Source organism: Stenotrophomonas sp. 59, from assembly GCF_030291095.1.
In the GTDB taxonomy this organism is placed as follows: Bacteria; Pseudomonadota; Gammaproteobacteria; order Xanthomonadales; family Xanthomonadaceae; genus Stenotrophomonas; species Stenotrophomonas maltophilia_Q.
Genome location: NZ_CP127408.1, coordinates 3,240,935 through 3,265,261, shown reverse-complemented (window position 1 = coordinate 3,265,261; position 24,327 = coordinate 3,240,935). Strand labels below are relative to the sequence as shown.

The window sequence follows — 24,327 nt, the reverse complement described above, 5'->3', positions numbered from 1 at the left end:
TGCGGGGTCAGATCCCTTTTCCTCCGGAAAAGGGATCTGACCCCAGCTGCACGGGCAGCATCTCGATGCAGTCCACCGGACACGGCGGGATGCACAGCTCGCAGCCGGTGCACAGATCGGCGATCACCGTGTGCATGTACTTGGCGCCGCCGACGATGGCGTCCACCGGGCAGGCCTGGATGCACTTGGTGCAGCCGATGCAGTCGGCTTCCACGATCAACGCCACCTGCGGCGCCTTGTGCTGGCCGCGCGAACGATCGAACGGAATCGCCGGGACGCCCAGTACCTGTGCCAGCGCACGTGCACCGGCATCGCCACCCGGTGGGCAGCGGTCCACGCCTGCCTCGCCACGCGCCATCGCCTGCGCATACGGGCGGCAACCGTCGTAGCCGCATTGCCCGCATTGGGTCTGTGGCAGCAGGCGGTCGAGGCGTTCGGTCAGGGGCGGGATCAGGCTCATGCGTGGCGAAGGCTGCGCGTTGGGTTACTTCAGGGGTTTGCCGCGGAACCAGCGCTCGTGGGCCAGCGCCAGCATCGGCTTGTCTTCGGAACTGTCACCGTAGGCATGGATGCGCACGTAACGCGACAGATCGAACTGGCGACGGATGTGCTCGACCTTGCGCGGGCCACAGTCGCCACCGGCGTAGCGGCCGGTCAGGCGTCCGTCCTGGCTTTCCAGCCGGTTGCAGATCAACTGCAGGCCCAGCTGCTCGCACCACGGCCGCAGGTACAGGTCCAGCGAGCCGGACACGATCACCACGGTGTGCTGCTGTTCCTTGTGCCAGCGGATCTGCTCCAGCATTTCCGGGCGCACCACGTCGGGCAGGAACTCGCGCGAGAAGCCGGCGGCCAGGGTGGCAATGTCGTCACTGTGGCGGTCGCTGAAGGTCAGGCGGGTGACGCGCGCGCGGATGCGTTCGGCGGAGATCAGCTTCAGCTTGTACGCGAGCAGCCACGGGCCGACCTTCCACCACGCCTGTGCCAGTTGTTCGGCGGTGGCCACGCGGCGCAGGAAACGGCCATAGGTATCGCAGGTGGTCACGGTGTGGTCGAAGTCGAACAGCGCCAGTTCCATTCCGTTGCCTCCCATCGCGTTGCCCCGTGGTCGGTGCTGCCGGCGGGCGTGGCCGCAACCACGCCCGCTGCAGGCATCAGCGGACCGGCATGCCCGGCTGTGCGCCGCTGTCGGCGTCCAGCAGCGCCAGCGCGCCACCGTCGAAACCGGCCGACAGGATCATGCCTTCGCTCAGGCCGAAGCGCATCTTGCGCGGGGCCAGGTTGGCGATGAACACCACGCTGCGGCCGACCAGCTTCTCCGGCTCGCCGTAGCTGGCGCGGATACCCGAGAAGATCTGGCGCTTGCCCAGTTCACCGGCATCCAGTTCGAAGCGCAGCAGCTTGTCCGAACCGTCCACGAACTCGCAGACCAGCACCTTGCCGATGCGCAGGTCGAGCTTGGCGAAATCGTCGATGCCGATGTAGGCCGGGGCGTCGGCGCTCTTGGCTTCTTCCTTGGCCGGTGCCGGTGCGGCCGGCTTGACCGCTTCGGTCTTGGCGGCGGGGGCGGCGGCAGCGGCCGGCTGCAGGGTGTCCTTGGAGGCGTCGATCATGGCGTCAATCTTCTTCGGGTCGATACGGGTGAACAGCGGGGTGTATTCGGTGATGCGGTGGCCCAGCAGCGGCTGCGCCAGGTCGGTCCAGTCGTTCACCGGCGCGGCCAGGAAGGCCTCGGCCTGCGCGGCGGTGGCCGGCAGCACAGGCTTCAGGGCGGTGACCAGCACGCGGAACAGGTTCAGGCCCTGGCTGCACACGGCCTGCAGCTGCGCATCGGCGCCTTCCTGCTTGGCGATCACCCACGGCTTGACGTCGTCGATGTAGCGGTTGGCTTCGTCGGCCAGGGTCATGGTCAGGCGGATCGCCGCGGCCGGGTCGTTGCGCTCGTAGGCTTCACGGATCGGCGCCAGGCCGTCGACGAAGCGCTGGTACTGCGCCGCATCGGGCAGCTGCGCGGCCAGCTGGCCGTCGAAGCGCTTGCTGATGAAGCCGGCGCAGCGGCTGGCCAGGTTGACGAACTTGCCGACCAGGTCGGCGTTGACACGGGCGATGAAGTCACCCAGGTTCAGGTCGAGATCGTCGACGCCACCGCCGGACTTGGCCGCGTAGTAGTAACGCAGCGCTTCCGGTTCCAGCCCGGCGTCGAGGAAGGTGCGCGCCATCACGAAGGTGCCGCGCGACTTGCTCATCTTGGCGCCGTCCACGGTCAGGTAGCCGTTGACGTGCAGGCGGGTCGGCGCGCGGTGGCCGGTGCCGTGCAGCACCGCCGGCCAGAACAGGCCGTGGAAGTTGACGATGTCCTTGCCGATGAAGTGGTGCAGCTCGGTGCTGGTGCCGGCACGCAGGTGCGCTTCGAAGTCCTCGCCAATCTTCCCGCACAGGGTCTGGAAGCTGGACAGGTAGCCGATCGGCGCATCCAGCCAGACGTAGAAGTACTTGCCCGGCTGGCCGGGAATCTGGAAGCCGAAGTACGGCGCATCGCGCGAGATGTCCCATGCGCGCAGGCCACCTTCGGCATTGAGCCACTCACCCAGCTTGGCCTTCACGCCCGGCAGGGCGACGTCGCCGGCCAGCCATTCGCGCAGGAACGCGTCGAAGTGGCCCACCTCGAAGAAGAAGTGCTCCGAATCGCGCATTTCCGGCGTCGCACCGGAGATCACCGAACGCGGCTCCTTCAGGTCGGTCGGCGCATAGGTGGCGCCGCACACTTCGCAGTTGTCGCCGTACTGGTCGGGGCTGCCGCAGTTCGGGCAGATGCCCTTGACGTAGCGGTCGGGCAGGAACATGCCCTTGGCCGGGTCGTAGAACTGTGCCACCGAACGACGGCTGATGTGGCCGGCCGCTTCCAGCTTCAGGTAGAACTGCTCGGTCAGCGCCTTGTTGGCCGCCGAATTGGTCGAGTCGTAATGGTCGAAGGCGACGCCGAACGCGGCGAAGTCACGTTCGTGGCTGGCCTGGATGTTGGCGATGAAGGTTTCCGGGGTGACCCCGGCCTTTTCCGCGGCCAGCATGATCGGCGTGCCATGGGTGTCGTCGGCGCAGACGAACCAGGCCTTGCCGCCGCTCATTCGCCGTGCACGCACCCAGATGTCGGCCTGGATGTAGCCGACCAGGTGGCCCAGGTGCAGCGGGCCGTTGGCGTAGGGCAGGGCGGTGGTGACGAGGGCGGTACGGGTCATGGTCGCGGGGTGAAGCCGAGGGGAACCGCAGAGTATCGCATGCCTCGCAACGAGGTGACCCGGCCGGGGCCGGGTCACGGGGATGGAGCGGGGGCCAGGACGCTTATTCGCGCTGCCAGGTCTGCGCGCGGCAGATGAAGGCGATGCAGCCGGACACGTCAAGCCTGGTGCCGCCGGGCTGCAGTTCCATCTTCGACTTGTAGGTCTTGCCATTGGCCGGATCGAGGATGGTGCCGCCGGACCACTTGTTGGCACCGTCGGCCTTCAGGTTCCAGAGGATGGTCATGCCCTTCACCGGCTTGTTCTTGTTGGCGCCTTCACAGCCGTCACAGACCGGGTTCGGGCCCTTGTCCGAGTGCAGGATGTCGACCACCTTGCCGGTCAGGGTGCCGTTGGCGGCCTGGGTGATCTCGACGATCGACTTCACCTTGCCGGTCTTGTCGTCGATGGTCTTCCAGCGGCCGGCGGCACCATCGGCGGCCTGCGCCGAGAGCGCGGCCAGGCACAGCGGCAATGCCAGCAGCAGGGTCTTGAAGGTCTTGCGCATGGTCCCCTCCCAGGGTTCATTCCGGCACGATGCCGGTACGGGTCGACTGTATACCCATTCGGCGGGGTATGGGGAAGGGGGGCGTTGGCCGGGTTGCACCCGGCACCCGCAGAGGCGAAGGCAACAGCAACAGCCAGCATTCCGCGGGATGGCGGGGTGGGTCCGGTTGCGGGGGACGCCGTGAACCCGTCCCTGGGGGCTTGGCCGCGGCATCCATGCCGCGGACACCCCCGCAACCGGACCCACCCCGCCTTCGACAGTTTCCGGAGATCTGTCGGAATGGCACGGCCTCTCTTGGTGGGTGTCGACCTTGGTCGACACGTAGATCCACGCCATGCGTGGATGGCGTTTCCGGTGGCGGCGGCGGGGTCAGATCCCTTTTCCGTCGGAAAAGGGTTCTGACCCCCGGGGGCGTCAATCGACTTCGTACAGCTCCAGCGGCAGACCATCCGGATCGGCGAAGAAGGTGAAACGGCGGCCGGTGTATTCATCCACGCGGATCGGTTCGCAGTCCACGCCGTGGCTGGCCAGGCGTTCGATGAACGGCTCCAGCGCGGCGACCCGGAACGCGAGGTGGCGCAGGCCCTGGGCTTCGGGGCGGCTGGGCCGGGGCGGCGGCGCGGGGAAGGAGAACAACTCCAGCTGGCTGCCATCGGGCAGCGCCAGGTCCAGCTTCCAGGAGTCGCGCGCGGCGCGGTGGTTCTCGGCCAGTACGCGCAGGCCGAGGATCCGTACGTAGAAGTCCTTCGAACGCGCGTAGTCGCTGCAGATCAGTGCGGCGTGGTGGATGCCCAGCAGGGCGTCGGAAGCGGCAGTCATTGCAGGGTGTCCAGCCAGCGCTGGGCAATCTTCAGTGCCAGCGGATAGGGTTCGGGGTCGTTGCGGTTGGTCAGCACGATCACGGTCAGGTGCTTTTCCGGGTGGCGCACGATCACGTTGCGGAAGCCGATGCTCTCGCCGCTGTGCCATTGCACCGGGCCGTTCAGGCGCCAGCCGAAGCCGTAATGCGGCACGTCCGGTTCCGATGTGGTCGTGGCCGGGCTGAACATCGCGCGGCGCGACGCCTTCGACAGCAGGCGGTTGTCATACAGCGCGGCGTCCCAGCGGGCGAGATCGTCCAGCGAGGAATAGATGCCACCATCGCCGAGCACGGCGCTGGTGGTGCTCTGGTCGGTGCGTTGCCAGCGGCCGTCGATCCAGCTGTAGCCATAGGCACGTGCTGGCACCGTATCGACACCGTCCTGGTGGGCCACGGTGTGGGCCATGCCCAGCGGTGCGAAGACGCGCTGCTGCAGGAAGGCGGCGAAATCCTGGCCGGAAGCGCGGCCCACGATCAGTGCCAGCAGTGCATAGCCGCTGTTGCTGTAGCGGTACTGCGTGCCCGGTGCGAAGTTCAGCCGGTCCTGGCGCGACAGCAGGGCCAGCACATCGGCATCGTGTACCTGCCGTGTGTCCGCCGGGTCCATCAGGTCTTCGTAGTCGAGCAGGCCGCTGGTGTGCGACAGCAGCTGGCGCAGGGTAATGGCCGCTGCGGCCTGCGGCAGTTCCGGAAGCCAGCGCCGCGCCGGCTGGTCCAGCCCGAGCCGGCCGTCTTCCACCAGCAGCAGCACCGCCGCAGCGGTGAACTGCTTGCTGACCGAGGCCAGCCGGAAATTGCTGGCGGCGGTCACGGCAGTACCGTCTTCCACCACCGCCAGGCCATAGCCGCGACGGAACACCGGTTGCCCGTCGTGCAGTACCAGCACCGCAGCGCCAGGAACCTGCCCATCGTAGGCCTGCATCAGGCCGTCGATGCCGGCATCCGGTGGGGTCAGCACCGGTGCGGCGGTGGTCGCCAGCGGCAGCAGGCCCAGCACGGCGGCGAACAGGGCGACGGCAGGGCGCATGGTGGCTCCGGGTGCGTCAGGGTGAAGGCGTGGGTGCAGCGCTGGCCGGCTGCGCCATCCAGCGCTCCATCTTGCGGTCCAGCACGTCCAGCGGCATTGAGCCGTCCTTCAGCAGTTCTGCATGGAACCGGCGCAGATCGAAGGCTGCACCCTGGCGTGCCTTGGCCTTGTCGCGCAGGGCAACGATGGTGGTCAGGCCGGCGACGTTCGACAGTGCCTGGCCGGGCTGGGCCATGATCCGCTCGACTTCGGCATTGGCGTCATCGCTGCTCATGTCCACCGTCTTCTGCAGGTAGGCCACGGCCTGCTGCTTGCTCCAGCCCTGTGCATTGACGCCGGTGTCGGCGACGACGCGCGCGGCGCGCAGCAGGCGTGAGTACAGGTAGCCGATACGGTCGTAGGGATCGGTGTAGACGCCGAGGTCTTCGCCCAGCGTTTCGGCGTACAGGCCCCAGCCTTCGACGAACGCAAGATCGCCACCGAGGCGACGGAAGCGTGGCAGCTTGGCCAGTTCCTGCTGCAGGCCCAGTTGCACGTGATGGCCGGGAATCGCTTCATGCAGGTACTGCACCGGCACGCTCCAGCGCTTGCGGCTAGGCAGGTCGCGGGTGTTGATGTACAGCACGCCCGGCTGCCCGGCCGGCGACGGCTGGTAGGCGGCAGCGGCGGCGGTCAGCGCACGTTCCGGTTCCACCGCACGCACTTCCAGTGCGGACTTGGGCAGCGTATCGAGCACCTGCGGCAGGCGCACGCTGACCTGCTGCTGCACCTGGCGGTAGCGGCTGATCAGTGCATTGGCATCGCTGTACTGGAACTGGCGATCGTTGCGCATGCTGCGCAGCAGCTTGGTCGGCGTGCCGCGCAGCTTGGCGTCCTTCATCACCGTGGCGATCTGTGCCTGCAGTTCCTGCACGCGTTGCTCGCCCAGCGCGTGCAGCTGCGCGGCGGTCTGGTCGCTGGCGGTGGTCTGCACGATCAGGTTGGCGTACCAGGCCTGGCCGTCGGGCAGCGCGCCCATGCCGCTGCTGGCGCGCGTGGCCGGCAGGTACTCGGTGGCGATGAAGCCGCGCAGCGCGCGGTAGGCCGGCATGATGCGCAGCTCGATCATGCGCTTGTATTCGGCGCTGATGCGCGCCTTGTCTTCGGCTGCAATCGTGTTCGGCATGGTGCGGATCGGCGACCAGAAGATGCTCTCTTCAGCGGTCGGCTTGATCACCGCATCCAGCTGCGGCAGCACCTTTTCCATCAGGTCGCGCGGCTGCACCACGCCGGCCTTCATGCCCTGGCGCATGTTGTCGATGGCCTGGTCGAACAATTCGGGAATGCCGAGCGAGCGGCGCGACCAGGTGTCGTAGTCCTGCACGGTGTTGAACGGCTGCGCGCCGGCGCCGGAGCCGAGGATCGCCATGATGCTGCCGATGTTGTAGTACTGGCTGATCGGCATCATCCAGCTTGGGTAACGCTCGGCAGCCAGCGAGGCGCGCGCGTCACGTACGAAGATCTCGTAGCTGAGCAGGTCCTGGCCCTGCAGGCCGTCGCTGCCAAGTTTTTCGACTTTGCCCAGCCACTGCGTGGTGAAGTCGTGTGACTGCTGGCGCCAGGCGGCGGACAGGATGTTGGGCAGCTGGTCGTTGTAGCGCGGTTCGCCCTGGAACGTGGCCTGCAGCGGGTTCAACCGCATCGAGGCATCCCAGTATTCGTCGTACAGGCGCTCCAGCTGTACCTGCTTGGGCACTGCACGGGCCGGTGCGACCGGACGCGGCGCAGCGCGGCGCGCCGAACTGCCACGGGCCGGTGCGGTGGCACGGGCGGGCCTGGCCTTGGGCTTGGCGGCCTGGCGGGTCTGCGCAGCGGCAGGGCGGCTGGCCTTCTTCTTCGCTGCTTCGGCCGGCGGCACGGCACTGAACAGGAACAACGCGGCAATGGCAGCGGCCAGGACGCGGGGGGAATACGGCATCAAGAAGCTTCCGTGGAACACAGACCGTGGAGCTTGCACGATCCGCGCGCGTACGGCCAGCGTGAAGGCGCAGTCAGCTTGGTGGCGCTGGGGCTTCAGTCAGCCGCGGCGGCGGCACGCAATGCCGCCGCGCGATCGGCGCCCAGGTAGCGGGTGATCGCACGCCGCATCAGGTACAGCAACGGAATCAGGGCGATCGCAAAGCCCATCTTGTACACGTAGTTGACGCTGGCGACCGCAAGGAACAGCGAGGTTGGCCAGTGCTGCGGGCCCAGCACGAAGGCGATCCAGATCACCACGAAGCTGTCCACCACCTGCGAGACCGCGGTGGAACCGGTCGCGCGCAGCCACACATGGCGTTCGCCGGTGGCCTGGCGGATGCGATGGAACACCGCCACGTCGATCAGCTGGCCCAGCAGGAATGCCACCAGCGAACCGGCAATGGTCCACATGCCCTGGCCGAACACGGCCGCGAATGCGGCCTGGTAATCGGGCACGCCGTGGCCGTCCATCGAGGTGACCCACCAGCTGGCCGGCGCCAGCGAAATGGCGGCGAAAGCGAACAGGAAACCGTAGCCGATCAGCACCACCGCCAGCCACGAGATGAAGCGCACGCCGCGCTTGCCGAAGAACTCGTTGATGGTGTCGGTCATGATGAACACCACCGGCCACAGCAGCGTACCGGCAGTGAAACTGAGCGAGCCGGTCTGGCCGAACAGGTTCCAGTTCAGCGGATCGATGCCGAGGGTATCTTCCAGCGCGAAGATCTTCACGCCGATCAGCTCGGCCAGCACTGCATTGCCGCAGAAGAACGCAGCCAGCACGATGAACAGCAGCACCGCTCGGTCCTGCAGCGGGCGCTCGATCGGCGCTGCGGTCATTCGGCGCGTTCGCCGGCGCGGGTGAACGGCACGCTGGACGGGGCGACGGCGCCGCCGGAAATGATGAAGCTCATCGCCTGGTCAACGGTCCAGTCGGTGGGCGTCAGCAGCTCCACCGGCACGATTTCCAGGTAGCCCGAGGTCGGGTTCGGCGTGGTCGGCACATACACCGCGGCCAGCTCACGGTCGGTGCCGTGTTCCTTGATCACGCGGGTGACCAGACCGACCGACTTCATGTCGCGGTGCGGGAAGTCGATCAGCACCACGCGCTGGGTGCTGCCCGGCTCGGTCTGCAGCATGTCCAGCAGTTTCTTGGCGCTGTCGTAGATGATGCTGGCCAGCGGGATGCGCTTGATCACCGCGCCGACCCAGCGCAGCAGGCGCTGGCCCAGCACGCGGCGGCTGGCCACGCCCACCGCCAGGATCACCAGCAGGGTGGCCAGCAGGGCGATGGTGTCCTGGATCCACTCGGCGCGGACCCAGCCCAGATAGTGCGGGAAGCTGGTTGCGATCTGTTCGGACAGCGGCACCACCAGCGGGCTGGAAATGCCCGACAGCAGTACGAACACGAACTTGACCACGACCCAGGTCAGCCAGATCGGCAGCAGGGTCAGCAGGCCGGTCAGGAACAGGCGCTGCAGGGAGGGGCGGGGGACCAGGGCGGGGGCTTCGAGCGACATGTGCGCATTGTAGCGGTCACTGCCGGTCGATTACGCTGGTGGATCGACTGCGGCAACGAGCCATGGAAGGGAAGCTGTGTTGAAGATTCTGCGCGGACTGGGATGGACCCTGGCGGGCCTGCTGGTGCTGGCCATCGTGGTGTGGTGTGCCTCACGCATGTGGCCGGTGCCGGAATCGCGGTTGCAGGCGCAGCAACGGCTGGAAGCGCGGCTGCCGGCGGGCCGGCGCAATGGCTATCCGCTGTTGTGGACACTGGCTTTTGACGACCTGGATGCCGGCCAGCGCGAGCAGGCGTTGGCCGAGGATGTGCGGCGCTGGGACGCCGACCCGCACGGTAACAGTGTCGCCCACCCTCATCAGGCCGCCGGCCACGAAGGATTGCGCTCACGGGCGGCCGCCGGTTGCGGGCCGGCGGCCCGCGATTGCCTGGCCCAGGTACGCGCCGACCCGCAGCGCTTCGTCGACGCCCATGCGGGCCATCACCAGTTGCATGCGCGGTTGGATGCGCTGGCCGACGCGGACCACTTCGTGTCGCCGTTCCAGCCGAAGCGGGAGGGCATCCTGGTGCCGATGCCGACCTACGGGCTGGTGGTCGATGCCACCAGCGCACGCGCGCTGGCGTTCGTACAGGGCGACATCGACGGTGCGCTGCGCGGCAGCTGCCGGGGAGTGCAGCTGGGCCGGCGGCTGGTGCCCGGTGGCAGCTATCTGGTCGACAGCATCATCGGCGCCAGCCTGGTGCAGGCCAATGCGCAGCTGCTGGCCGACATGCTGGTTGAACTGCCTGCCGATTACCCGCTGCCGGCCGAATGCGAACAGGCCATGCAGCCGATGCGGGCCGACGAGCAGAGCCTGTGCCGTGCGATGCAGGGCGAGTATGCGATGAACCAGGTGGCGATCGAGACCTCGGCGCGGGAATTCGGCGGGGTGCTGGTGCTGGACCGCAGCAGCACCCTGGCCCGTGCGGCCGGCAATCTCGGCTGGGCCTGTGGCGCGACGGCGACCGCTGCGCTGGAGGCGGACCGTCCGTTGCCGGTACCGGTGCCGCCGCAGCGTGATTTTGGTTGCCTGTCGAACGTCATGGGCTGCCTGTTGACCGACATTGCGGGTCCGGTCTATCCGGCCTATTCGTCGCGCACCCAGGACGCGGCGGCGATGCTGCGCCTGCTGGGCGCACAGCGCTGGCTGCGGCAGCAGCCGGGGGATCCGGTGGATGCCCTGCAGCGGTTGCCGGCGCAGTTCGCCTCGCCGGTGCGGGTGCCGCAGGTGTCGGCGGATGGCCGCCATCTGCAGGTGCCACGCCGCTCGCCGTCCCGCAGCAACGACGAAAGCCCGTGGCTGTCGGTGCCGTTGGTGGCCGGCGCCGGCTCAACGTCCGCTGCCCGCGACTGATCCGCGGGTCAGTCGTCGCCGGCCTGCGGATCGAACGCCCAGCCATCACCAACGGTCTGCAGCGTCCAGCGGCGGCTGCCGCGCAGTGGCTGCCAGCGCACGCTTTCCTTGTCGTCCTCGATGCTGCCCTCGGTATGCTTCACCTTGCGCGTGGAAAAATTCACGCTCACCGAGGTGGCCTGTCCTGAATTGCGCATCACCGAGTTCTGGTCGTAGCCGATCAGCGCGAAGGCATCGTCCTGCCAGCGGAAGGTGAAGGCGGTGGTACCCATCGACCAGCTTCCCGCGCTGGAGAAGGAAAACAGCGCCACCCTCAACGTGCCGCGCTGGATGCTGACACCGCCATCTTCAAGCGGATCGCTCATCACCGGGTTGTCCGGGCGCGGAATCAGCTGGTGGTCCTGCACCGCCAGCACATAGCCGGCCGGGCGTGACCACGCCACGGCGAGAATGCGCGGGTTGCTGTCGTAAGGCGATGGGCCGAAGCCATCGTGCTCGATGACATTGCGCGGATCCTGCTGGCGCAGCACCAGCACCAGGTCCGCGCGGCCATCCCGGTCGAGATCGCCTTCGATGCTGGACTCCAGCGTCCAGCCCTCGGGCACGAAGCCGGCGGCAGTGGCAGCCTGGGCCGGCAGCGTCGGGTACTGCACCGGCGGCAGGTCGAGTGCATGGGCCGCGCACGGCAGGGTGCTCAGCAGTGCTGCAAGGGTGTAGGGACGCATCGGAGCCTCCATGGCAGGGGGCCAGAGGATAGCGCCTGTGCGGTGGATCAGCGCGCGTGCGGCTTCAGGCGCAGGTACACCTGCTTGCGGACCTGTGCGACCACCTCGCCGCTTTCATCCACCACGTCGTTGCTGAACCAGCGCAGCACCTTGTCGCCGCTGGCGGCCTCGGCGCGGAGTTCGTCCAGCAGCGTGTCGTCGATGCGGAATGATGTGCGTACGGTGCCACGGCCGGGCTTGAGGAAGTCGATGGCGCCTGCGCGGTCCCACACGTAGTAATCGCGGCCGAGGATGTGCAGCAGGCCGAGCATCCAGAACGGATCGGTCATCGCGAACAGGCTGCCACCGAAATGGGTACCAACGTAGTTGCGGTTCCATGGCCGCAGGCGCAGCTCGACATCGATCTGCCGGTAGTCGGGAGTGATGCGGGTGACGTGGATGCCGGTGAACAGGAAGGGCGGCCAGAGGTTGATGCCGAAGCGGAACAGGCGGGCGTTCATGCGGATCCGGGGGCGCTGGGCTAGGCGCCCAGTCTAACCATTCGCATGCGTATGTTGCACCCCGGTGGCGCCGGTCACGCGCCGCCGTCGATCACATACCCGTCGCGCCCATTCGCTTTGGCCTGGTACAGCGCGGTGTCGGCCCCTTCGACGAAATGATGCGGTTGCAGCTCGCCGTCCGGTACCCGGGTGAACACGCCGATGGTGAGCGTCACCCGGTCGTCGCTGCCATCACCATGTGCCGGCAACGCACGTACGCAGTCGATCAGGTCCTGGATCACAAGCCGCGCGCCCTCGGCCGGGGTATCGGGCAGTACCAGCGCGAATTCATCGCCACCGTAACGCGCGGCCATGTCGCGCGGGCGCCGCGCATGCGCGCCGATCAAGCGGGCGACGTCCCGCAGCACGCGGTCGCCGACCTGGTGACCATGGCGGTCGTTATGGCGCTTGAAGTGGTCGACGTCGATCAGCGCCAGGCTCAGTGGCTTGCCGTTGCGTCGTGCGGCGTCGCATTCCTGCTGCAACGCCTGTTCGAAGCGCAGGCGATTGCCAAGGCCGGTCAGTGCGTCGCGGTTGGCCTGCCGGTGCCAGGCCGAAATCCGCCAGATCGCCCAGGCCAGCAGTACCAGCAGGACGCCCAGCAGGGCGGTGGCCGGCGCCCACCAGAGGTTGCTGGTGCGCAACAGCAGCCAGCTCAGCAGAGGGGCAAGCGGCAGCGAACACAACGCCGCCAGCCACGGCAGGCGCAGGCCGAGCAGGATCACGCACAGCGCCACCAGCACAGCACTGATGGTGTGCTGCCAGAAGCGGGGCAGCATCTCGATCTGCTTGTGCTGCAGCAGCATCGAGGCGATGTTGGCCTGGTACTCGCTGCCGCTCATCCAGAACTCGCGGGTGGTCGGGGTCAGCAGGCGCGGCGCGATGCCGCTGGCGGTCATGCCGACGATGATGCGGCGGCCATGCAGCATCGCCATGTCCACGTGGCCATCGAGCACGTCTGCGTAGGAAACCTGCGGCAACTGCTCGGGGGGGCCGGCGTAGCGCACCCGCACGTAGTCGTTGCGGCGCCATTGATAGGGCGAGCCCACCTCGGGATCAGGGTCGGGCAGGCCGCGCACCGCGCCGGCGGGCAGGCCGGTCAGGGCCAGCCCGAGCGCCGGCCAATGCGCCTTGCCGATGCCTGCATGCAGGTAGATGCCGCGGGCGACGCCGTCACTGTCCACCTCAACATCGGTGTGGCCGATGGCGGCGGCACTGGCCGCGATCTGCGGAACCGGCAGCATTTCCTCGGCCATGCGATCACCGGCTGCCGGTGCGGCCAGCACCGGCAGCACCACCCGGCCATTGCGACGGATGGCTGCGGCCAGCGCCTCGTCCTGGCGGCTGTCGCGGCGGTCCGGCTCGGACAGCATCAGATCCAGCGCGACCCGTTCGGCACCGGCATCGGTCAGGCGATCCAGCAACCGGGCGTGGACCGAGCGCGGCCACGGCCATTGGCCGATGCGTTGCAGGCTGCCTTCGTCGATGGCCACGATCAGCACGCTCGGGTCGGGTCGATAGTCCCAGTTGCCGACCATCGCGTCGTAGGTGGCCTCGTCCTGCCGCCACAGCCATTGGCCCTGGCTGGCGACGATGGTCAGTATCCCGGCCAGCATGGCCAGCAGGATCCGCTTCGACCACGGCAGCGGCGAGCGCCTCACAACAGCAGCCACAGCAGCAGGGCACCACCGCCGGTGCCATAGCAGAGGCGACACGGCAGGGCGATCTGCTGGGCAGGCGAGAACTCGCCGGCATGGCCGTCATCGTCGATGTACTGCACGCGCACGTGCAGGGTGCCGCGCCACGGACGCTTGAAGCTGACCTGCGGTTCGGCCACGGTTTCGTCGACCAGCGGTGCCTTGAAGTCGCCGCGGCGGTCGACCTGCACGCGATAGCGCTGGCCTTCGCTGCCGGCCTGCCAGCGCAGGGTCAGTTCACCATGCGCGGCCTCGGGCGGTTGCAGCGCAGGATCGACCGGTTCGTTGCTGAGCTGCAGTGGCAGCGCCTGGCCATAGCGTCCCTGGTGGCCGTTGGCATCGCGGGAGGCGACCCGCCAGAAGTAGTTACCCGGCGGCAATGGCTGTGCCAGGCGCAGATCGGTGCCGGTGCTGGTCTGTTCCTGCAGTGGCTGTACGAAGGAGGAATCGGCCGCGATCTGCAGCACGCTGCTGCGCGCAGCGGGGGCCTGGCTCCAGCGGAAACGCGGGCGGTCGCTGTTGATTGTCTGTCCATGCAGCGGGGCCAGGGTCAGCGGCGGTGGGGGCTGGTCGCTGAGTTCGAAGTCGGCGCTGGCGTCGATGCCTTCCACACCCTGCGCATCGACCGCGCGCAGCAGGATGCGCAGCTGGCCCGGCGGCAGATCGCCGATGGCCAGGCGGGTATCGGTGGTGGTGGCAGCGAACAGCAGGATCTCCGGCGTGGCGGCCTGTACCACTTCAACGCGGTAATGGGCCGCGCCGGTGACCGGAGTCCATGCCAGCAGCGTCGGCAACGGGGCCAGGCGCAGTTCATCGCTGCGCAGCTGCGGTGCCGGCAGCAGTGCGGAGACTGCATCCGGTGCGGCGTCGACGCTCGCGCTGCGGGTGGCCTGTCCCGGCTGGACCATGCGCTGGCCATGGGTGTTGCCGACCTGCACCTTGCCCTGCAGGACCTCGGTGGCCGCGACATCACGACCGTCGCCGGCACTGACCCGGAAGACGGTGCCACGCACGCTGCTGGTGGCGGTGGGCGCATCGATGATGTAGCGCGATGCCGGGCCGCGCGCGGGCGTTACCCGATTGCTGGCGCGGCCCTGCTGCAGGCGCAGGCGGGTGTCGACCATGCCGGTGTGGCCATAGCGGCTGAGCTGGTCCAGGCGCAGGCGCGAGTACTCACGCAGCTGCAGGCGCGACGCATCGGCAAATTCCAGCGTGACGCTGGATTCGCCCTCGGTCTGCACGGTGTCACCGATATGCAGCTGCTCGCCGGCCTGGATGGCGCGGCTGGCGCTGCCGTCTCCGCCGGACAGCTCGACCTTGCCGCGGACCGAGAGCACCCGCGCCGGCGCCGGTTCGGTGCGCAGCCAGCTGATGGGAAAGCGCAGCAGCTGGCCGGGCGGCAGCCGGTAAGGGTTGTCGATGCGGTTGTGCTGCTGGAGCTGTTGCCAGCGCACCGAGGGTTTCAGATACACGCCACCCAGATCCCACAGGGTGTCGCCGGGACGGACCCGGTAGTTCCAGTCCTGCGCGGCGGCGATGGCCGGCAGCAGGAGGAGGGCACAGAACAGGGCGCCCTGGAAGCGCATGGCAGACAACAGCGAGCGGACGAAGGTCACAGTTTTGCAATCCCGGCAATGCGGGGGTGCAGCTGCAAGACCCCATGGCCCCGACCTCATCCCCCCGAACGGATCGTGGCGGCCGTACGGCCGCCATCGCGCGCATTATTGCCCGCGTCCAGTGCAGGGATTCTGAACGAACCCGGCTCCCGTTCAGAACAGCAGGGATGCCATCCTGCGGCGGTACTGGCCGACCAGGTCCTCGTCGGAGATCACATTGAAGGCGTCGATCAGCGCCTTGCGCGGCAGGCCTTCCTCGAAACTCCGGTCGATCCGCAGCATTTCCAGGAACTGCGCCAGCGCAGCTTCGTCATGGCCGCCGAGCAGCAGCTGCACGCCGCGCAGGTGGCGGGCCTTGAGGTCCTTGCCGTCGGCGGCGATACGCGCGTCCAGCACCTCGGCGGCCGGGGCGTCCTTCAGTGCGGCGGCAAAGGACAGGCGGGCGCGGGCGCGCACGGCGCGGTCGTCGGTAGCCAGGTTGGCGGGCAGGCCGTCGATCAGCGTGCCGGCTTCGTCCACGCCGCCGATCTGCAGCAGGGCCAGGGCCAGGTCGAGCTTCAGCTCGTCCTTGTCCGGCTCGGCGGCGATCTGCGCGCGCAGCACGTCAACTTGCGCCTGCGGGTCCAGCGGTGCTTCGTCCTCGGTGGCAGTGTCACCGACGTCGGTCGGCACGATGCCGTGCTGGGCCAGGAATTCACGCAGCTGGCCTTCAGGAATGGCGCCGGGGAAGCCGTCCACCAGCTGGCCGCCCTTGACCAGGAACACGGTCGGCACCGAGCGGATCTGGAAGGCGGCCGCGATCTGCTGTTCCTTGTCGACATCGACCTTGGCCAGCTCGAAGGCGCCGTTGTATTCGGCGGCCAGCTTTTCCAGCATCGGGCCCAGGGTCTTGCAGGGGCCGCACCACGTGGCCCAGAAGTCGACCAGCACCGGCGTCTGCAGCGACTTCTGCAGGACTTCGGCCTCGAAGGTCGCAGTGGTGGCGTCGAATACGTAGGTCGTCTCGGTCATGGGGGAGGCATCGATTGGCATCTGGAGACCGATTCTATGGTGACGATCGATGCCCGTCTCAACCCGGACTGCGGCAAATGCCCGACAATGCGTCGTTCCCGCCGCCGTTGCTCCCGGAGCCTGCATGACCTCCCCGTCTTCCTTGTTGCGCCTGTCCGGCCTCGCCGCCGCACTGCTGTTCGTGCTGGCGGTGCTGGGCTTCGGCGCCGGCCTGGACGGCTATGCACAGGCCCGCCACCCGGTGGCCCTGCTGGGTGCACACGGCGTGCCGCACGCGCTGGCCTTCAATCTGCTGGGCTTCGTGTTGCCCGGCCTGCTGGCGGGGGTGGTGGCCGAGTGCCTGCGCCGGCGGCTGCCTGCCACGGCCGGCTGGGCGCCGCGGGTCGGCAGCCAGATGCTGCTGCTGGCCGGGCTCGCATTCGCTGCGATGGGCCTGCTGCCGCTGGATGTGGACGACCTGCACGGGCCGGCCAGCCAGCTGCATGCCAGCGCCTGGATGATCTGGGTGCTGGGCTTCGTCGCCGGCACCCTGCTGCTGGGCATTTTCAACGTGCGCCAGGTGCACGGGCGTGTCCAGGGGGGACTGTTGCTGGCCTGCGGGGTGCTTGCGGCACTGGCCGCCTTCGCCCTGCAGGGCCTGGTGCCGGCACCCCTGGCACAGCGCGTGGCCTTCGCCTGCTGGGCGCTGTGGCTGGTGGTTGCGCTGCCGCTGTCGCGACCGCGCTGAGACGGATCGTGGGTGCCGGCGGCGGCACTGGCCGGCGGCCGGGATTGGAGCCCCATGCCGCACTGCGGTACGCTGTACCGCTTTGCCGCCGCATCCGCGTGTTCCATGACCAGCGCTGAAACCAACGCCTACGACCCGCAGCAGGTTGAATCCGCCGCCCAGCAGTACTGGGACGCCACCCGTGCCTTCGAAGTGGACGAGACTTCGGACAAGCCGAAGTACTACTGCCTGTCGATGCTTCCGTACCCGTCCGGTGCGCTGCACATGGGCCACGTGCGCAACTACACGATCGGCGACGTGATCAGCCGCTACAAGCGCATGACTGGGCACAACGTGCTGCAGCCGATGGGCTGGGACGCGTTCGGCCTGCCGGCGGAGAACGCGGCAATCAAGAACAAGACCGCACCGGCGGCCTGGACCTACAAGAACATCGAGCACATGCGTGGCCAGTTCAAGGCCATGGGCTATGCGGTGGACTGGTCGCGCGAATTCGCCACCTGCCGCCCGGACTACTACGTCCACGAGCAGCGCATGTTCACCCGCCTGATGCGCAAGGGCCTGGCCTACCGCCGCAATGCGGTGGTGAACTGGGATCCGGTCGACCAGACCGTGCTGGCCAACGAGCAGGTCATCGACGGCCGTGGCTGGCGTTCCGGCGCGCTGGTCGAGAAGCGCGAGATCCCGCAGTGGTTCCTGCGCATCACCGATTACGCCCAGGAACTGCTGGACGGCCTGGATGAACTGGACGGCTGGCCGGACTCGGTCAAGACCATGCAGCGCAACTGGATCGGCCGCTCCGAGGGCCTGGAAATCCAGTTCGACGTGCGTGACACCGACGGCGGCGTGCTGGATCCGCTGCGCGTGTTCACCACCCGTCCGGATACCGTGATGGGCGTGACCTTCGTGTCGATCGCCGCCGAACATCCGCTGGCGCTGCACGCGGCGAAGAACAACCCGGAACTGGCTGCGCTGCTGTCGGAAATGAAGCAGGGCGGCGTGTCCGAGGCCGAGCTGGAGACCCAGGAAAAGCGCGGCATGGACACCGGCCTGCGTGCCATCCATCCGGTCACCGGCGAGAAGGTGCCGGTGTGGGTCGCCAACTTCGTGCTGATGGGCTACGGCACCGGTGCGGTGATGGCTGTTCCGGGCCATGACCAGCGCGACAACGAAGTGGCCAACAAGTACGGCCTGCCGATCGTGCAGGTCATCGCCCTGAAGGACCCGCGCAACGACGACGAGCGCACCTGGGACGGTGCCCGCTGGCAGGACTGGTACAGCGACAAGAGCCGCCAGACCGAACTGGTCAACTCGGCCGAATTCGATGGGCTGGATTTCCAGGGCGCCTTCGAAGCCCTGGCCGAACGCTTCGAGCGCAAGGCCCAGGGCCAGCGCCGCGTCAACTATCGCCTGCGCGACTGGGGCGTGAGCCGCCAGCGCTACTGGGGCTGCCCGATTCCGGTGATCTACTGCGACAAGTGCGGTGCGGTGCCGGTGCCGGAAGAGCAGCTGCCGGTGGTGCTGCCGGAGGACGTGGCGTTCTCGGGGACCGGTTCGCCGATCAAGACCGATCCGGAATGGCGCAAGACCACCTGCCCGGAATGCGGCGGCGCGGCCGAGCGCGAGACCGACACCTTCGACACCTTCATGGAGTCGAGCTGGTACTACGCCCGTTACACCTCGCCGGGCGCCCGTGATGCGGTCGACAAGCGTGGCAACTACTGGCTGCCGGTCGACCAGTACATCGGTGGCATCGAGCACGCGATCCTGCACCTGATGTATTTCCGCTTCTACCACAAGCTGCTGCGCGACGCGCGGATGGTGGACAGCAACGAACCGGCACGCAACCTGCTGTGCCAGGGCATGGTGATCGCCGAGACCTACTACCGCCCGAACCCGGACGGCTCGAAGGACTGGATCAACCCGGCCGATGTGGAAGTGCAGCGCGACGAGCGCGGCCGCATCACCGGCGCCACGCTGATCGCCGATGGCCAGCCGGTGGTGGTCGGTGGCACCGAGAAGATGTCCAAGTCGAAGAACAACGGCGTGGACCCGCAGGCGATGGTCGACAAGTACGGTGCCGACACCGTGCGCCTGTTCTCGATGTTCGCTGCCCCGCCGGAGCAGTCGCTGGAGTGGAACGAGGCCGGTGTGGACGGCATGGCGCGCTTCCTGCGCCGCCTGTGGGCCCAGGTGCAGAAGCACGCCGCTGACGGTGCCGCACCGGCGCTGGACGTGGCCGCGCTGGATGCCAACCAGAAGGCGCTGCGCCGCAAGACCCACGAGACCATCGGCAAGGTCGGTGACGACTATGGCCGCCGCCACAGTTTCAACACCGCCATCGCGGCGGTGATGGAACTGATGAACGCGCTGGCCAAGTTCGAGGACAGCAGCGAGCAGGGGCGCGCGGTGCGCCAGGAAGCGCTGCAGGCCATCGTGCTGCTGCTGAACCCGATCACCCCGCATGCCAGCCACGCCCTGTGGCAGGTGCTGGGCCATGGCGAAACGCTGCTGGAAGACCAGCCGTTCCCGCAGGCCGACGCCGGTGCGCTGGTGCGCGACGCGCTGACCCTGGCCGTGCAGGTCAACGGCAAGCTGCGTGGCACCATCGAGGTGGCCGCCGATGCTGCACGCGAGCAGGTCGAAGCACTGGCCCTGGCCGAACCGAATGCGGCCAAGTTCATGGAAGGCCTGACGGTGCGCAAGATCATCATCGTGCCGGGCAAGATCGTGAACATCGTCGCTGCCTGATGCATCCTGGGCCGGCCACCTCCGTGGTGGCCGGTACCTTCCCGGTGCGGGGCCATGCACTTGATGGCCCTGCATTCACGCGGCTTCGGGCAGGCTGTGTGTTGCCGTGATCGCCCGGCTCCGCCAGACTGTCTCCATGACCCGAATCCTGCTTGCCCTCGTTCTTGTCCTCGGCCTTGCCGGCTGCGGTTTCCATCTGCGCAACAAGCTGATGCTGCCGACCGACACGGCGCCGGTGAAGGTGGTCTCCACCGCGCCTTACAGTGAACTGGTCAAGCTGCTCAATCGCAGCCTGCTGGCATCCGGTGCCAAGCTGGCAGACGAGGACAGCAAGGGGCCCAGCACCCAGCTTCAGGTGCTGTCCGAACGCTGGGGAGACCTGCCGATCGCCATCGATTCGCAGGGCCGTGCGCAGGAGTACAGCCTGCGCTATGCGGTGATCTTCATCTTCCGTCGCGAGGATGGCAGCGAGCTGGTGCCGCAGCAGGTGATCGAACTGTCGCGCGACTACGTGTCGCCGCCGACCGACGCCACCGGTACCACCACCGAACGCGAAATCCTGGCCGATGAGCTGCGACGGGAAATGTCCGCGTCGATCATCCGCCGCATCGACAGCGTGGTGCGTGCCGAGATCGAGAAGGGCGGCAGCCTGACGGCGCCGAAGGCCAAGCCGGTCGAAGGCGCGGAGCCGGCCGAGCCGGTTCCCGCAGCCAAGCACTGAGTCGCGACGATGGAACTGCGTCCGGAGCAGCTGGCCAGCCAGGGCGCTGACACCCCGCTGGCGCCGGTCTACCTGATTGCCGGCCCGGAAACCCTGCGCGTGCTGGAGGCGGCCGACGCCATCCGTGCGCGCGCGCGCGCCGCCGGTATCGGCGAGCGCGAGGTGTTCGACGCCGATGGTCGCGACTTCGACTGGAACCAGCTCGACGCCAGTTTCAATGCGCCCAGTCTGTTCAGTGCCCGCCGCCTGGTCGAGGTACGCCTGCCCAGTGGCAAGCCGGGCAAGGATGGCGCCGAGGTGATCAGCCAGTTCTGCGCCAACCCGGCACCCGACGTGGTGCTGATGATTACCGCCAACGAATGGAGCAAGGCCCACCAGGGCAAGTGGGCCGAGGCGGTAAGCCGCATCGGTGTGCTGTCGGTGGCCTGGGCGATCAAGCCCCACGAACTGCCGGACTGGATCGAGCGCCGCCTGCGTGGCAAGGGCCTGCGCGCCGACCCGGCCGCCGTGCAGCGGTTGGCAGAGCGGGTGGAAGGCAATCTGCTGGCGGCCGCGCAGGAAATCGACAAGCTGGCGTTGCTGGCCGATGGCCAGCCGCTGGATGTGGAGCGGATGGAATCGCTGGTGGCCGACGCCGCGCGTTATGACGTCTTCCGGCTGCTGGAAGCCACCTTCTCCGGCCAGCCGCCGGCGGTGCTGCGCATGCTGGCGGGCCTGCGTGGCGAAGGCGAGGCGGTGGCCGCACTGATGCCGATGGTGATCCGCGAGCTGTTGGCCGGTGCCGGCCTGGCCCGGGTACAGGCGCGCGGCGGCAATCTGGCCGCCGAAATGAAATCGCGCGGCATCTGGGAATCGCGGCAAGCGCCCTACAAGCGTGCGCTGCAGCGGCACCCCGAGGGCAAGCGCTGGGAACGTTTCGTGGCCGAGGCCGGACTGGTCGACCGTATCGCCAAGGGGCGCGCCGACGGCGACGCCTGGCTGGCGCTGGAACGCCTGCTGGTAGCCGTGGCCGAACCGCGTGCCGTGCGCCTGCTGGCGCGGGCCTGAGTGATGAGCCTGCGGATCTATTACGGGGGCACCTTCGATCCGGTGCACCTCGGGCACCTCGCCATCGCACGTGCTGCCCGTGATGAACTGCAGGTCGCTGTACGCATGCTGCCAGCGGCTGATCCGCCGCATCGCGCGGTGCCGGGTGCAACCGCTGACCAGCGCTTCACCATGCTCTCGCTGGCCATCGGCGATGAGCCTGGCCTGCTGCTGGACCATCGTGAACTGGACCGTGCCATACGCTTTCCCGGCCGCCCGTCCTACACCGTCGACACCCTGCGCGAACTGCGCGGCGAGCTGGGCCCCAGCCGGCCATTGGCCTGGCTGGTCGGGGCCGACAGCCTGCTGGGCCTGACCCGCTGGCATGAATGGGAGGCGCTGTTCGGGCTGGCCCATTTCGTGGTGGCCGAGCGCCCGGGCAGTCCCCTGCAGGCCTCGGTGGATGGCGAACTGGGCCGCGCGCTGGAAGGGCGCTGGGCCGACAACGAGCAGGCCCTGTTCGCCAGTCCGGCCGGGCGCATCCTGCGCCTGCATCACCCACTGCGCGAGGAATCGGCCAGTGCCGTGCGTGCGCAGATCGCCGCCGGCGGCCCCTGGCGGGCGTTGCTGCCGCCGGCCGTGGCCGACTATGTGGCCGCGCATGGCCTGTACCGCTCCCCTACGCCGTGAATGCCGCCGCCCCGGCTTGCCCGTATAATCGCCCCCACGTTTATCGAGTCGATTCACTTTGAGCAACCAGACCCAGCCCCAGACCATCAAGGTCGATCTGCCCAGCCCGCCGCCGTCCGTGCCGGAACTGCTGGCCAGCGTCCGCCAAGCCACCGAAGACCTGAAGGCCAAGGACCTGGTCGAGATCGATGTGCGCGGCCGGTCCAGCGTTGCCGACTACATGATCGTCGTTTCGGGCACCTCGACCCGCCACGTCAAGTCGATCGCCGATGAAGTCGTGCGCTTCGCCAAGAATCTCGACGTGATGCCGCTGGGTGTTGAAGGCGAGCGCGAAGCCGAGTGGGTGCTGGTCGACCTGGGCGACGTGATCGTGCATGTGATGCTGCCGCGCGTGCGTGAGTTCTACGCACTTGAGCGCCTGTGGACCGTTGGCGACCAGCCGCCGTCCAGCGACGACGAAGTGGCCTGAGCCGCACGTTGATGCATCCCTTCGACGGCGCCGATGGCGCCGTCGACGTTTTGGAGGACCGTTGATGAAAGCCCGCCTGATTGCTACCGGTGAACGCGCACCCAGCTGGGTGGCGCAGGGTTTCGCCGAGTACCAGAAGCGGCTGTCGCACTGGCTGCCGTTCGAGCTGGTGGAAATCGAGCCTGGCCTGCGTGGCAAGGGTCGTGATCCGCGCCGCGCCACTGAAGACGAAGGCAAGCGCGTGATCGCCGCACTGCCGAAGAATGCCTATGTGGTCGCGCTGGATGTGCCGGGCCGCCAGCTCAGTTCCGAGCAGCTGGCACAGCGCCTGGAGCATTGGCGCGGGCAGGGCAGGGACCTTGCCTTCCTGATCGGCGGCCCGGAAGGGCATTCGCCGGAAGTCTCCGCGCTGGCCGATGAGAAGTGGTCGATCGGACCGTTGACGCTGCCCCACATGCTGGTGCGCCTGGTGGTGGCCGAGCAGTTGTACCGGGCCGCCGCAATGATTGCGAATCACCCCTACCATCGCGCGTGAAGAGTGGTTATACTAGTCGTCTGCCCGAATAGCTCAGCCGGTTAGAGCACTTGACTGTTAATCAGGGGGTCGTTGGTTCGAGTCCAACTTCGGGCGCCACATTGAAGAGACCTGCATCGCAAGATGCAGGTCTTTTTTTTGCCGTGTTGTAGAGCCGAGATCCTATGTTCGCGGTCAAGCCCGCTGGAAGCAGGCTTGACCCACTTTCAGCATGGCTGGATCGAAATCCCGACCACTTTTGAAGACGCCCCACGCAATCTTGGCCAGCTTTCTGGCCAGGATGTTGAAGCTGGCGGTGCTGCTATGGCCGCGCTCGCGGATGGCGGTGTAAAGAGGTTTGCCCCCTTTCGAGCGGGTCAGGCCCATGGCTGCCATGTAAAGAATCTGGCGCAGGCTGGCGCTGCCACGCTTGGACAGACGCCGTCTGCCGATGCGGGCGCCGGACTCGTTGGGTCGCGGATCCAGGCCGGTGCAGGCAATCCAGGCATCTGCGCTGGCCAAGGGCCAGCGTGTGATGTGATGGGTGATGAAGGCGGCCACCGTCGGTCCGATCCCCGGGATGGTCATGATCCGCCGATACAGGTCGCACTGTTCACCCGTGCGGCACAGCTGCTGGATCTGCTGGTCCAGCGAGGCGATGGCCTCTTTCAGAGCGCTGAAAATATGCGCGAAGCTGGCAGACCGTGGTGCATCCGGACCCAGCGATAGAGTGAGCTTCGCCTTGCTCCGGACCAGGCTGTCACGTTGCTGGAGCAGTACATGCAGCCGCTCCTGCGCAGGCGAACGGGCGACATGCTCGTGCAGATTGTCGGCCTCCTTCGCGATGTAGCGCGCGATAACCTGTGCGTCGCCAGAGTCGGTCTTGCCGCGGCAAGCCACCCCTTTGGCGTAATGCTTGATGTCGCGCGGATTAAGCACAAAGACGGCGTGGCCGGCCTTCTGGGCAGATTGAGCCACAAGCTCATGGTAGCGATTGGTCGCCTCCACCCCAATGCGAGACCTGGTCGGCAGGCCAGACAGCCACTTATCGATGGCCGATGCTGAATTGGCGATTCGAGTGCTGCCCTTGGTGCCATGGCGTGCCACCACAAGGCTCTTTGAGTCGGCATCGATACCGACAGCCAAACGATCTGACATCTGCGCAACTCCCAGCTATTGTTGAGGGGCTGGGGTGGTACCGCACCACGTTGGCTTGCCTACATCGGCGGTCCTCAAAGGCCGCTAGATCCTTTATCGACGTTAAGGT

The 24,327-nt window shown here is 67.6% G+C and carries 23 protein-coding genes and 1 tRNA gene; 9 read left to right on the top strand and 15 right to left on the bottom strand.

Annotation, left to right across the window (positions count from 1 at the left end; translation table 11 throughout):
- Nucleotides 1–7: 7 nt before the first annotated feature.
- The 9 genes from rnfB to QP552_RS15140 all read right to left on the bottom strand — a co-directional run bounded on the left by rnfB (nucleotide 8) and on the right by QP552_RS15140 (nucleotide 9,184).
- Complete coding sequence (gene rnfB, locus QP552_RS15180) at nucleotides 8–460, bottom strand: Rnf electron transport complex subunit RnfB (protein WP_106551107.1); 453 nt, start codon at nucleotides 458–460, stop codon at nucleotides 8–10.
- Between the two features lie 24 nt (nucleotides 461–484).
- Entirely contained in the window at nucleotides 485–1,075 is a 591-nt protein-coding gene (locus QP552_RS15175; RefSeq protein ID WP_049426797.1) for an HAD family hydrolase, read from the bottom strand.
- A gap of 76 nt (nucleotides 1,076–1,151) precedes the next feature.
- A complete protein-coding gene (metG, locus tag QP552_RS15170; protein WP_286073979.1) occupies nucleotides 1,152–3,233 on the bottom strand; it encodes a methionine--tRNA ligase in 2,082 nt (693 codons plus the stop codon).
- Nucleotides 3,234–3,336: 103 nt separating this feature from the next.
- On the bottom strand, nucleotides 3,337–3,780 hold the full coding sequence (locus tag QP552_RS15165; protein WP_049426799.1) for a DUF2147 domain-containing protein: 444 nt from the start codon (nucleotides 3,778–3,780) through the stop codon (nucleotides 3,337–3,339).
- 414 nt (nucleotides 3,781–4,194) lie between these two features.
- On the bottom strand, nucleotides 4,195–4,599 hold the full coding sequence (locus tag QP552_RS15160; RefSeq protein ID WP_049427711.1) for a VOC family protein: 405 nt from the start codon (nucleotides 4,597–4,599) through the stop codon (nucleotides 4,195–4,197).
- Entirely contained in the window at nucleotides 4,596–5,666 is a 1,071-nt protein-coding gene (locus QP552_RS15155; protein WP_111112134.1) for a serine hydrolase domain-containing protein, read from the bottom strand. The genes QP552_RS15160 and QP552_RS15155 overlap by 4 nt, the downstream gene beginning before the upstream one ends.
- A 16-nt stretch (nucleotides 5,667–5,682) precedes the next feature.
- Nucleotides 5,683–7,623, bottom strand: a complete 1,941-nt coding sequence (locus tag QP552_RS15150) for a DUF885 family protein (protein ID WP_106550581.1) — start codon at nucleotides 7,621–7,623, stop codon at nucleotides 5,683–5,685.
- Nucleotides 7,624–7,718: 95 nt separating this feature from the next.
- Nucleotides 7,719–8,504, bottom strand: a complete 786-nt coding sequence (locus tag QP552_RS15145) for a queuosine precursor transporter (protein WP_106550582.1) — start codon at nucleotides 8,502–8,504, stop codon at nucleotides 7,719–7,721.
- Complete coding sequence (locus tag QP552_RS15140; protein WP_049427719.1) at nucleotides 8,501–9,184, bottom strand: DUF502 domain-containing protein; 684 nt, start codon at nucleotides 9,182–9,184, stop codon at nucleotides 8,501–8,503. The genes QP552_RS15145 and QP552_RS15140 overlap by 4 nt, the downstream gene beginning before the upstream one ends.
- A 76-nt stretch (nucleotides 9,185–9,260) precedes the next feature.
- Between QP552_RS15140 and QP552_RS15135 the strand changes: the two genes are divergently transcribed.
- On the top strand, nucleotides 9,261–10,577 hold the full coding sequence (locus tag QP552_RS15135) for a hypothetical protein (protein ID WP_286073978.1): 1,317 nt from the start codon (nucleotides 9,261–9,263) through the stop codon (nucleotides 10,575–10,577).
- A gap of 8 nt (nucleotides 10,578–10,585) precedes the next feature.
- Here the strand turns inward: QP552_RS15135 and QP552_RS15130 are convergent, their stop codons facing one another.
- The 5 genes from QP552_RS15130 to trxA form a co-directional block, all read right to left on the bottom strand.
- Nucleotides 10,586–11,302: a hypothetical protein gene (locus QP552_RS15130; protein WP_111112137.1), complete on the bottom strand. Its 717-nt coding sequence runs from the start codon at nucleotides 11,300–11,302 to the stop codon at nucleotides 10,586–10,588.
- Between the two features lie 47 nt (nucleotides 11,303–11,349).
- On the bottom strand, nucleotides 11,350–11,802 hold the full coding sequence (locus tag QP552_RS15125) for a DUF4442 domain-containing protein (protein WP_111112138.1): 453 nt from the start codon (nucleotides 11,800–11,802) through the stop codon (nucleotides 11,350–11,352).
- 74 nt (nucleotides 11,803–11,876) lie between these two features.
- Complete coding sequence (locus QP552_RS15120; protein WP_111112139.1) at nucleotides 11,877–13,502, bottom strand: CHASE2 domain-containing protein; 1,626 nt, start codon at nucleotides 13,500–13,502, stop codon at nucleotides 11,877–11,879.
- Entirely contained in the window at nucleotides 13,499–15,154 is a 1,656-nt protein-coding gene (locus QP552_RS15115) for a FecR domain-containing protein (protein ID WP_286073977.1), read from the bottom strand. Before QP552_RS15115 ends, QP552_RS15120 begins: the two co-directional genes overlap by 4 nt.
- A gap of 153 nt (nucleotides 15,155–15,307) precedes the next feature.
- Entirely contained in the window at nucleotides 15,308–16,165 is an 858-nt protein-coding gene (gene trxA, locus QP552_RS15110) for a thioredoxin (protein ID WP_286073976.1), read from the bottom strand.
- 124 nt (nucleotides 16,166–16,289) lie between these two features.
- On the opposite strand from trxA, the gene QP552_RS15105 reads away from it, so the two are divergent.
- The 8 genes from QP552_RS15105 (at nucleotide 16,290) to QP552_RS15070 (ending at nucleotide 23,180) form a co-directional block, all read left to right on the top strand.
- Complete coding sequence (locus QP552_RS15105) at nucleotides 16,290–16,892, top strand: DUF998 domain-containing protein (RefSeq protein ID WP_286073975.1); 603 nt, start codon at nucleotides 16,290–16,292, stop codon at nucleotides 16,890–16,892.
- Nucleotides 16,893–16,997: 105 nt separating this feature from the next.
- A complete protein-coding gene (leuS, locus tag QP552_RS15100) occupies nucleotides 16,998–19,640 on the top strand; it encodes a leucine--tRNA ligase (RefSeq protein WP_286073974.1) in 2,643 nt (880 codons plus the stop codon).
- 136 nt (nucleotides 19,641–19,776) lie between these two features.
- The gene (gene lptE, locus QP552_RS15095; RefSeq protein ID WP_106550590.1) at nucleotides 19,777–20,361 is read left to right on the top strand and encodes an LPS assembly lipoprotein LptE; all 585 of its coding nucleotides are present in this window, start codon (nucleotides 19,777–19,779) and stop codon (nucleotides 20,359–20,361) included.
- A gap of 9 nt (nucleotides 20,362–20,370) precedes the next feature.
- The gene (holA, locus tag QP552_RS15090) at nucleotides 20,371–21,408 is read left to right on the top strand and encodes a DNA polymerase III subunit delta (RefSeq protein ID WP_111204449.1); all 1,038 of its coding nucleotides are present in this window, start codon (nucleotides 20,371–20,373) and stop codon (nucleotides 21,406–21,408) included.
- Entirely contained in the window at nucleotides 21,409–22,077 is a 669-nt protein-coding gene (gene nadD, locus QP552_RS15085) for a nicotinate-nucleotide adenylyltransferase (RefSeq protein ID WP_005410537.1), read from the top strand.
- Between the two features lie 58 nt (nucleotides 22,078–22,135).
- Nucleotides 22,136–22,546 carry a ribosome silencing factor gene (rsfS, locus tag QP552_RS15080; RefSeq protein ID WP_005410536.1) on the top strand — a complete coding sequence of 137 codons (411 nt, stop codon included), beginning with the start codon at nucleotides 22,136–22,138 and terminating at the stop codon, nucleotides 22,544–22,546.
- Between the two features lie 64 nt (nucleotides 22,547–22,610).
- Nucleotides 22,611–23,081, top strand: a complete 471-nt coding sequence (rlmH, locus tag QP552_RS15075; RefSeq protein ID WP_005418108.1) for a 23S rRNA (pseudouridine(1915)-N(3))-methyltransferase RlmH — start codon at nucleotides 22,611–22,613, stop codon at nucleotides 23,079–23,081.
- Nucleotides 23,082–23,103: 22 nt separating this feature from the next.
- Nucleotides 23,104–23,180, top strand: a tRNA-Asn gene (locus QP552_RS15070).
- 75 nt (nucleotides 23,181–23,255) lie between these two features.
- Here the strand turns inward: QP552_RS15070 and QP552_RS15065 are convergent.
- Nucleotides 23,256–24,218 carry a transposase gene (locus QP552_RS15065; protein ID WP_111113188.1) on the bottom strand — a complete coding sequence of 321 codons (963 nt, stop codon included), beginning with the start codon at nucleotides 24,216–24,218 and terminating at the stop codon, nucleotides 23,256–23,258.
- Nucleotides 24,219–24,327 lie beyond the last annotated feature (109 nt).

Excerpts from the sequence above, each read along its gene's own strand:
- QP552_RS15140 (WP_049427719.1), bottom strand. The coding sequence starts at position 9,184 with ATGTCGCTCGAAGCCCCCGCCCTGGTCCCCCGCCCCTCCCTGCAGCGC.
- rnfB (WP_106551107.1), bottom strand. The coding sequence starts at position 460 with ATGAGCCTGATCCCGCCCCTGACCGAACGCCTCGACCGCCTGCTGCCA.
- QP552_RS15175 (WP_049426797.1), bottom strand. The coding sequence starts at position 1,075 with ATGGAACTGGCGCTGTTCGACTTCGACCACACCGTGACCACCTGCGAT.
- QP552_RS15065 (WP_111113188.1), bottom strand. The coding sequence starts at position 24,218 with ATGTCAGATCGTTTGGCTGTCGGTATCGATGCCGACTCAAAGAGCCTT.
- leuS (WP_286073974.1), top strand. The coding sequence starts at position 16,998 with ATGACCAGCGCTGAAACCAACGCCTACGACCCGCAGCAGGTTGAATCC.
- QP552_RS15155 (WP_111112134.1), bottom strand. The coding sequence starts at position 5,666 with ATGCGCCCTGCCGTCGCCCTGTTCGCCGCCGTGCTGGGCCTGCTGCCG.
- holA (WP_111204449.1), top strand. The coding sequence starts at position 20,371 with ATGGAACTGCGTCCGGAGCAGCTGGCCAGCCAGGGCGCTGACACCCCG.
- rlmH (WP_005418108.1), top strand. The coding sequence starts at position 22,611 with ATGAAAGCCCGCCTGATTGCTACCGGTGAACGCGCACCCAGCTGGGTG.
- trxA (WP_286073976.1), bottom strand. The coding sequence starts at position 16,165 with ATGACCGAGACGACCTACGTATTCGACGCCACCACTGCGACCTTCGAG.
- QP552_RS15105 (WP_286073975.1), top strand. The coding sequence starts at position 16,290 with ATGACCTCCCCGTCTTCCTTGTTGCGCCTGTCCGGCCTCGCCGCCGCA.
- QP552_RS15150 (WP_106550581.1), bottom strand. The coding sequence starts at position 7,623 with ATGCCGTATTCCCCCCGCGTCCTGGCCGCTGCCATTGCCGCGTTGTTC.
- metG (WP_286073979.1), bottom strand. The coding sequence starts at position 3,233 with ATGACCCGTACCGCCCTCGTCACCACCGCCCTGCCCTACGCCAACGGC.
- QP552_RS15130 (WP_111112137.1), bottom strand. The coding sequence starts at position 11,302 with ATGCGTCCCTACACCCTTGCAGCACTGCTGAGCACCCTGCCGTGCGCG.
- QP552_RS15145 (WP_106550582.1), bottom strand. The coding sequence starts at position 8,504 with ATGACCGCAGCGCCGATCGAGCGCCCGCTGCAGGACCGAGCGGTGCTG.
- QP552_RS15160 (WP_049427711.1), bottom strand. The coding sequence starts at position 4,599 with ATGACTGCCGCTTCCGACGCCCTGCTGGGCATCCACCACGCCGCACTG.
- QP552_RS15125 (WP_111112138.1), bottom strand. The coding sequence starts at position 11,802 with ATGAACGCCCGCCTGTTCCGCTTCGGCATCAACCTCTGGCCGCCCTTC.
- lptE (WP_106550590.1), top strand. The coding sequence starts at position 19,777 with ATGACCCGAATCCTGCTTGCCCTCGTTCTTGTCCTCGGCCTTGCCGGC.
- QP552_RS15165 (WP_049426799.1), bottom strand. The coding sequence starts at position 3,780 with ATGCGCAAGACCTTCAAGACCCTGCTGCTGGCATTGCCGCTGTGCCTG.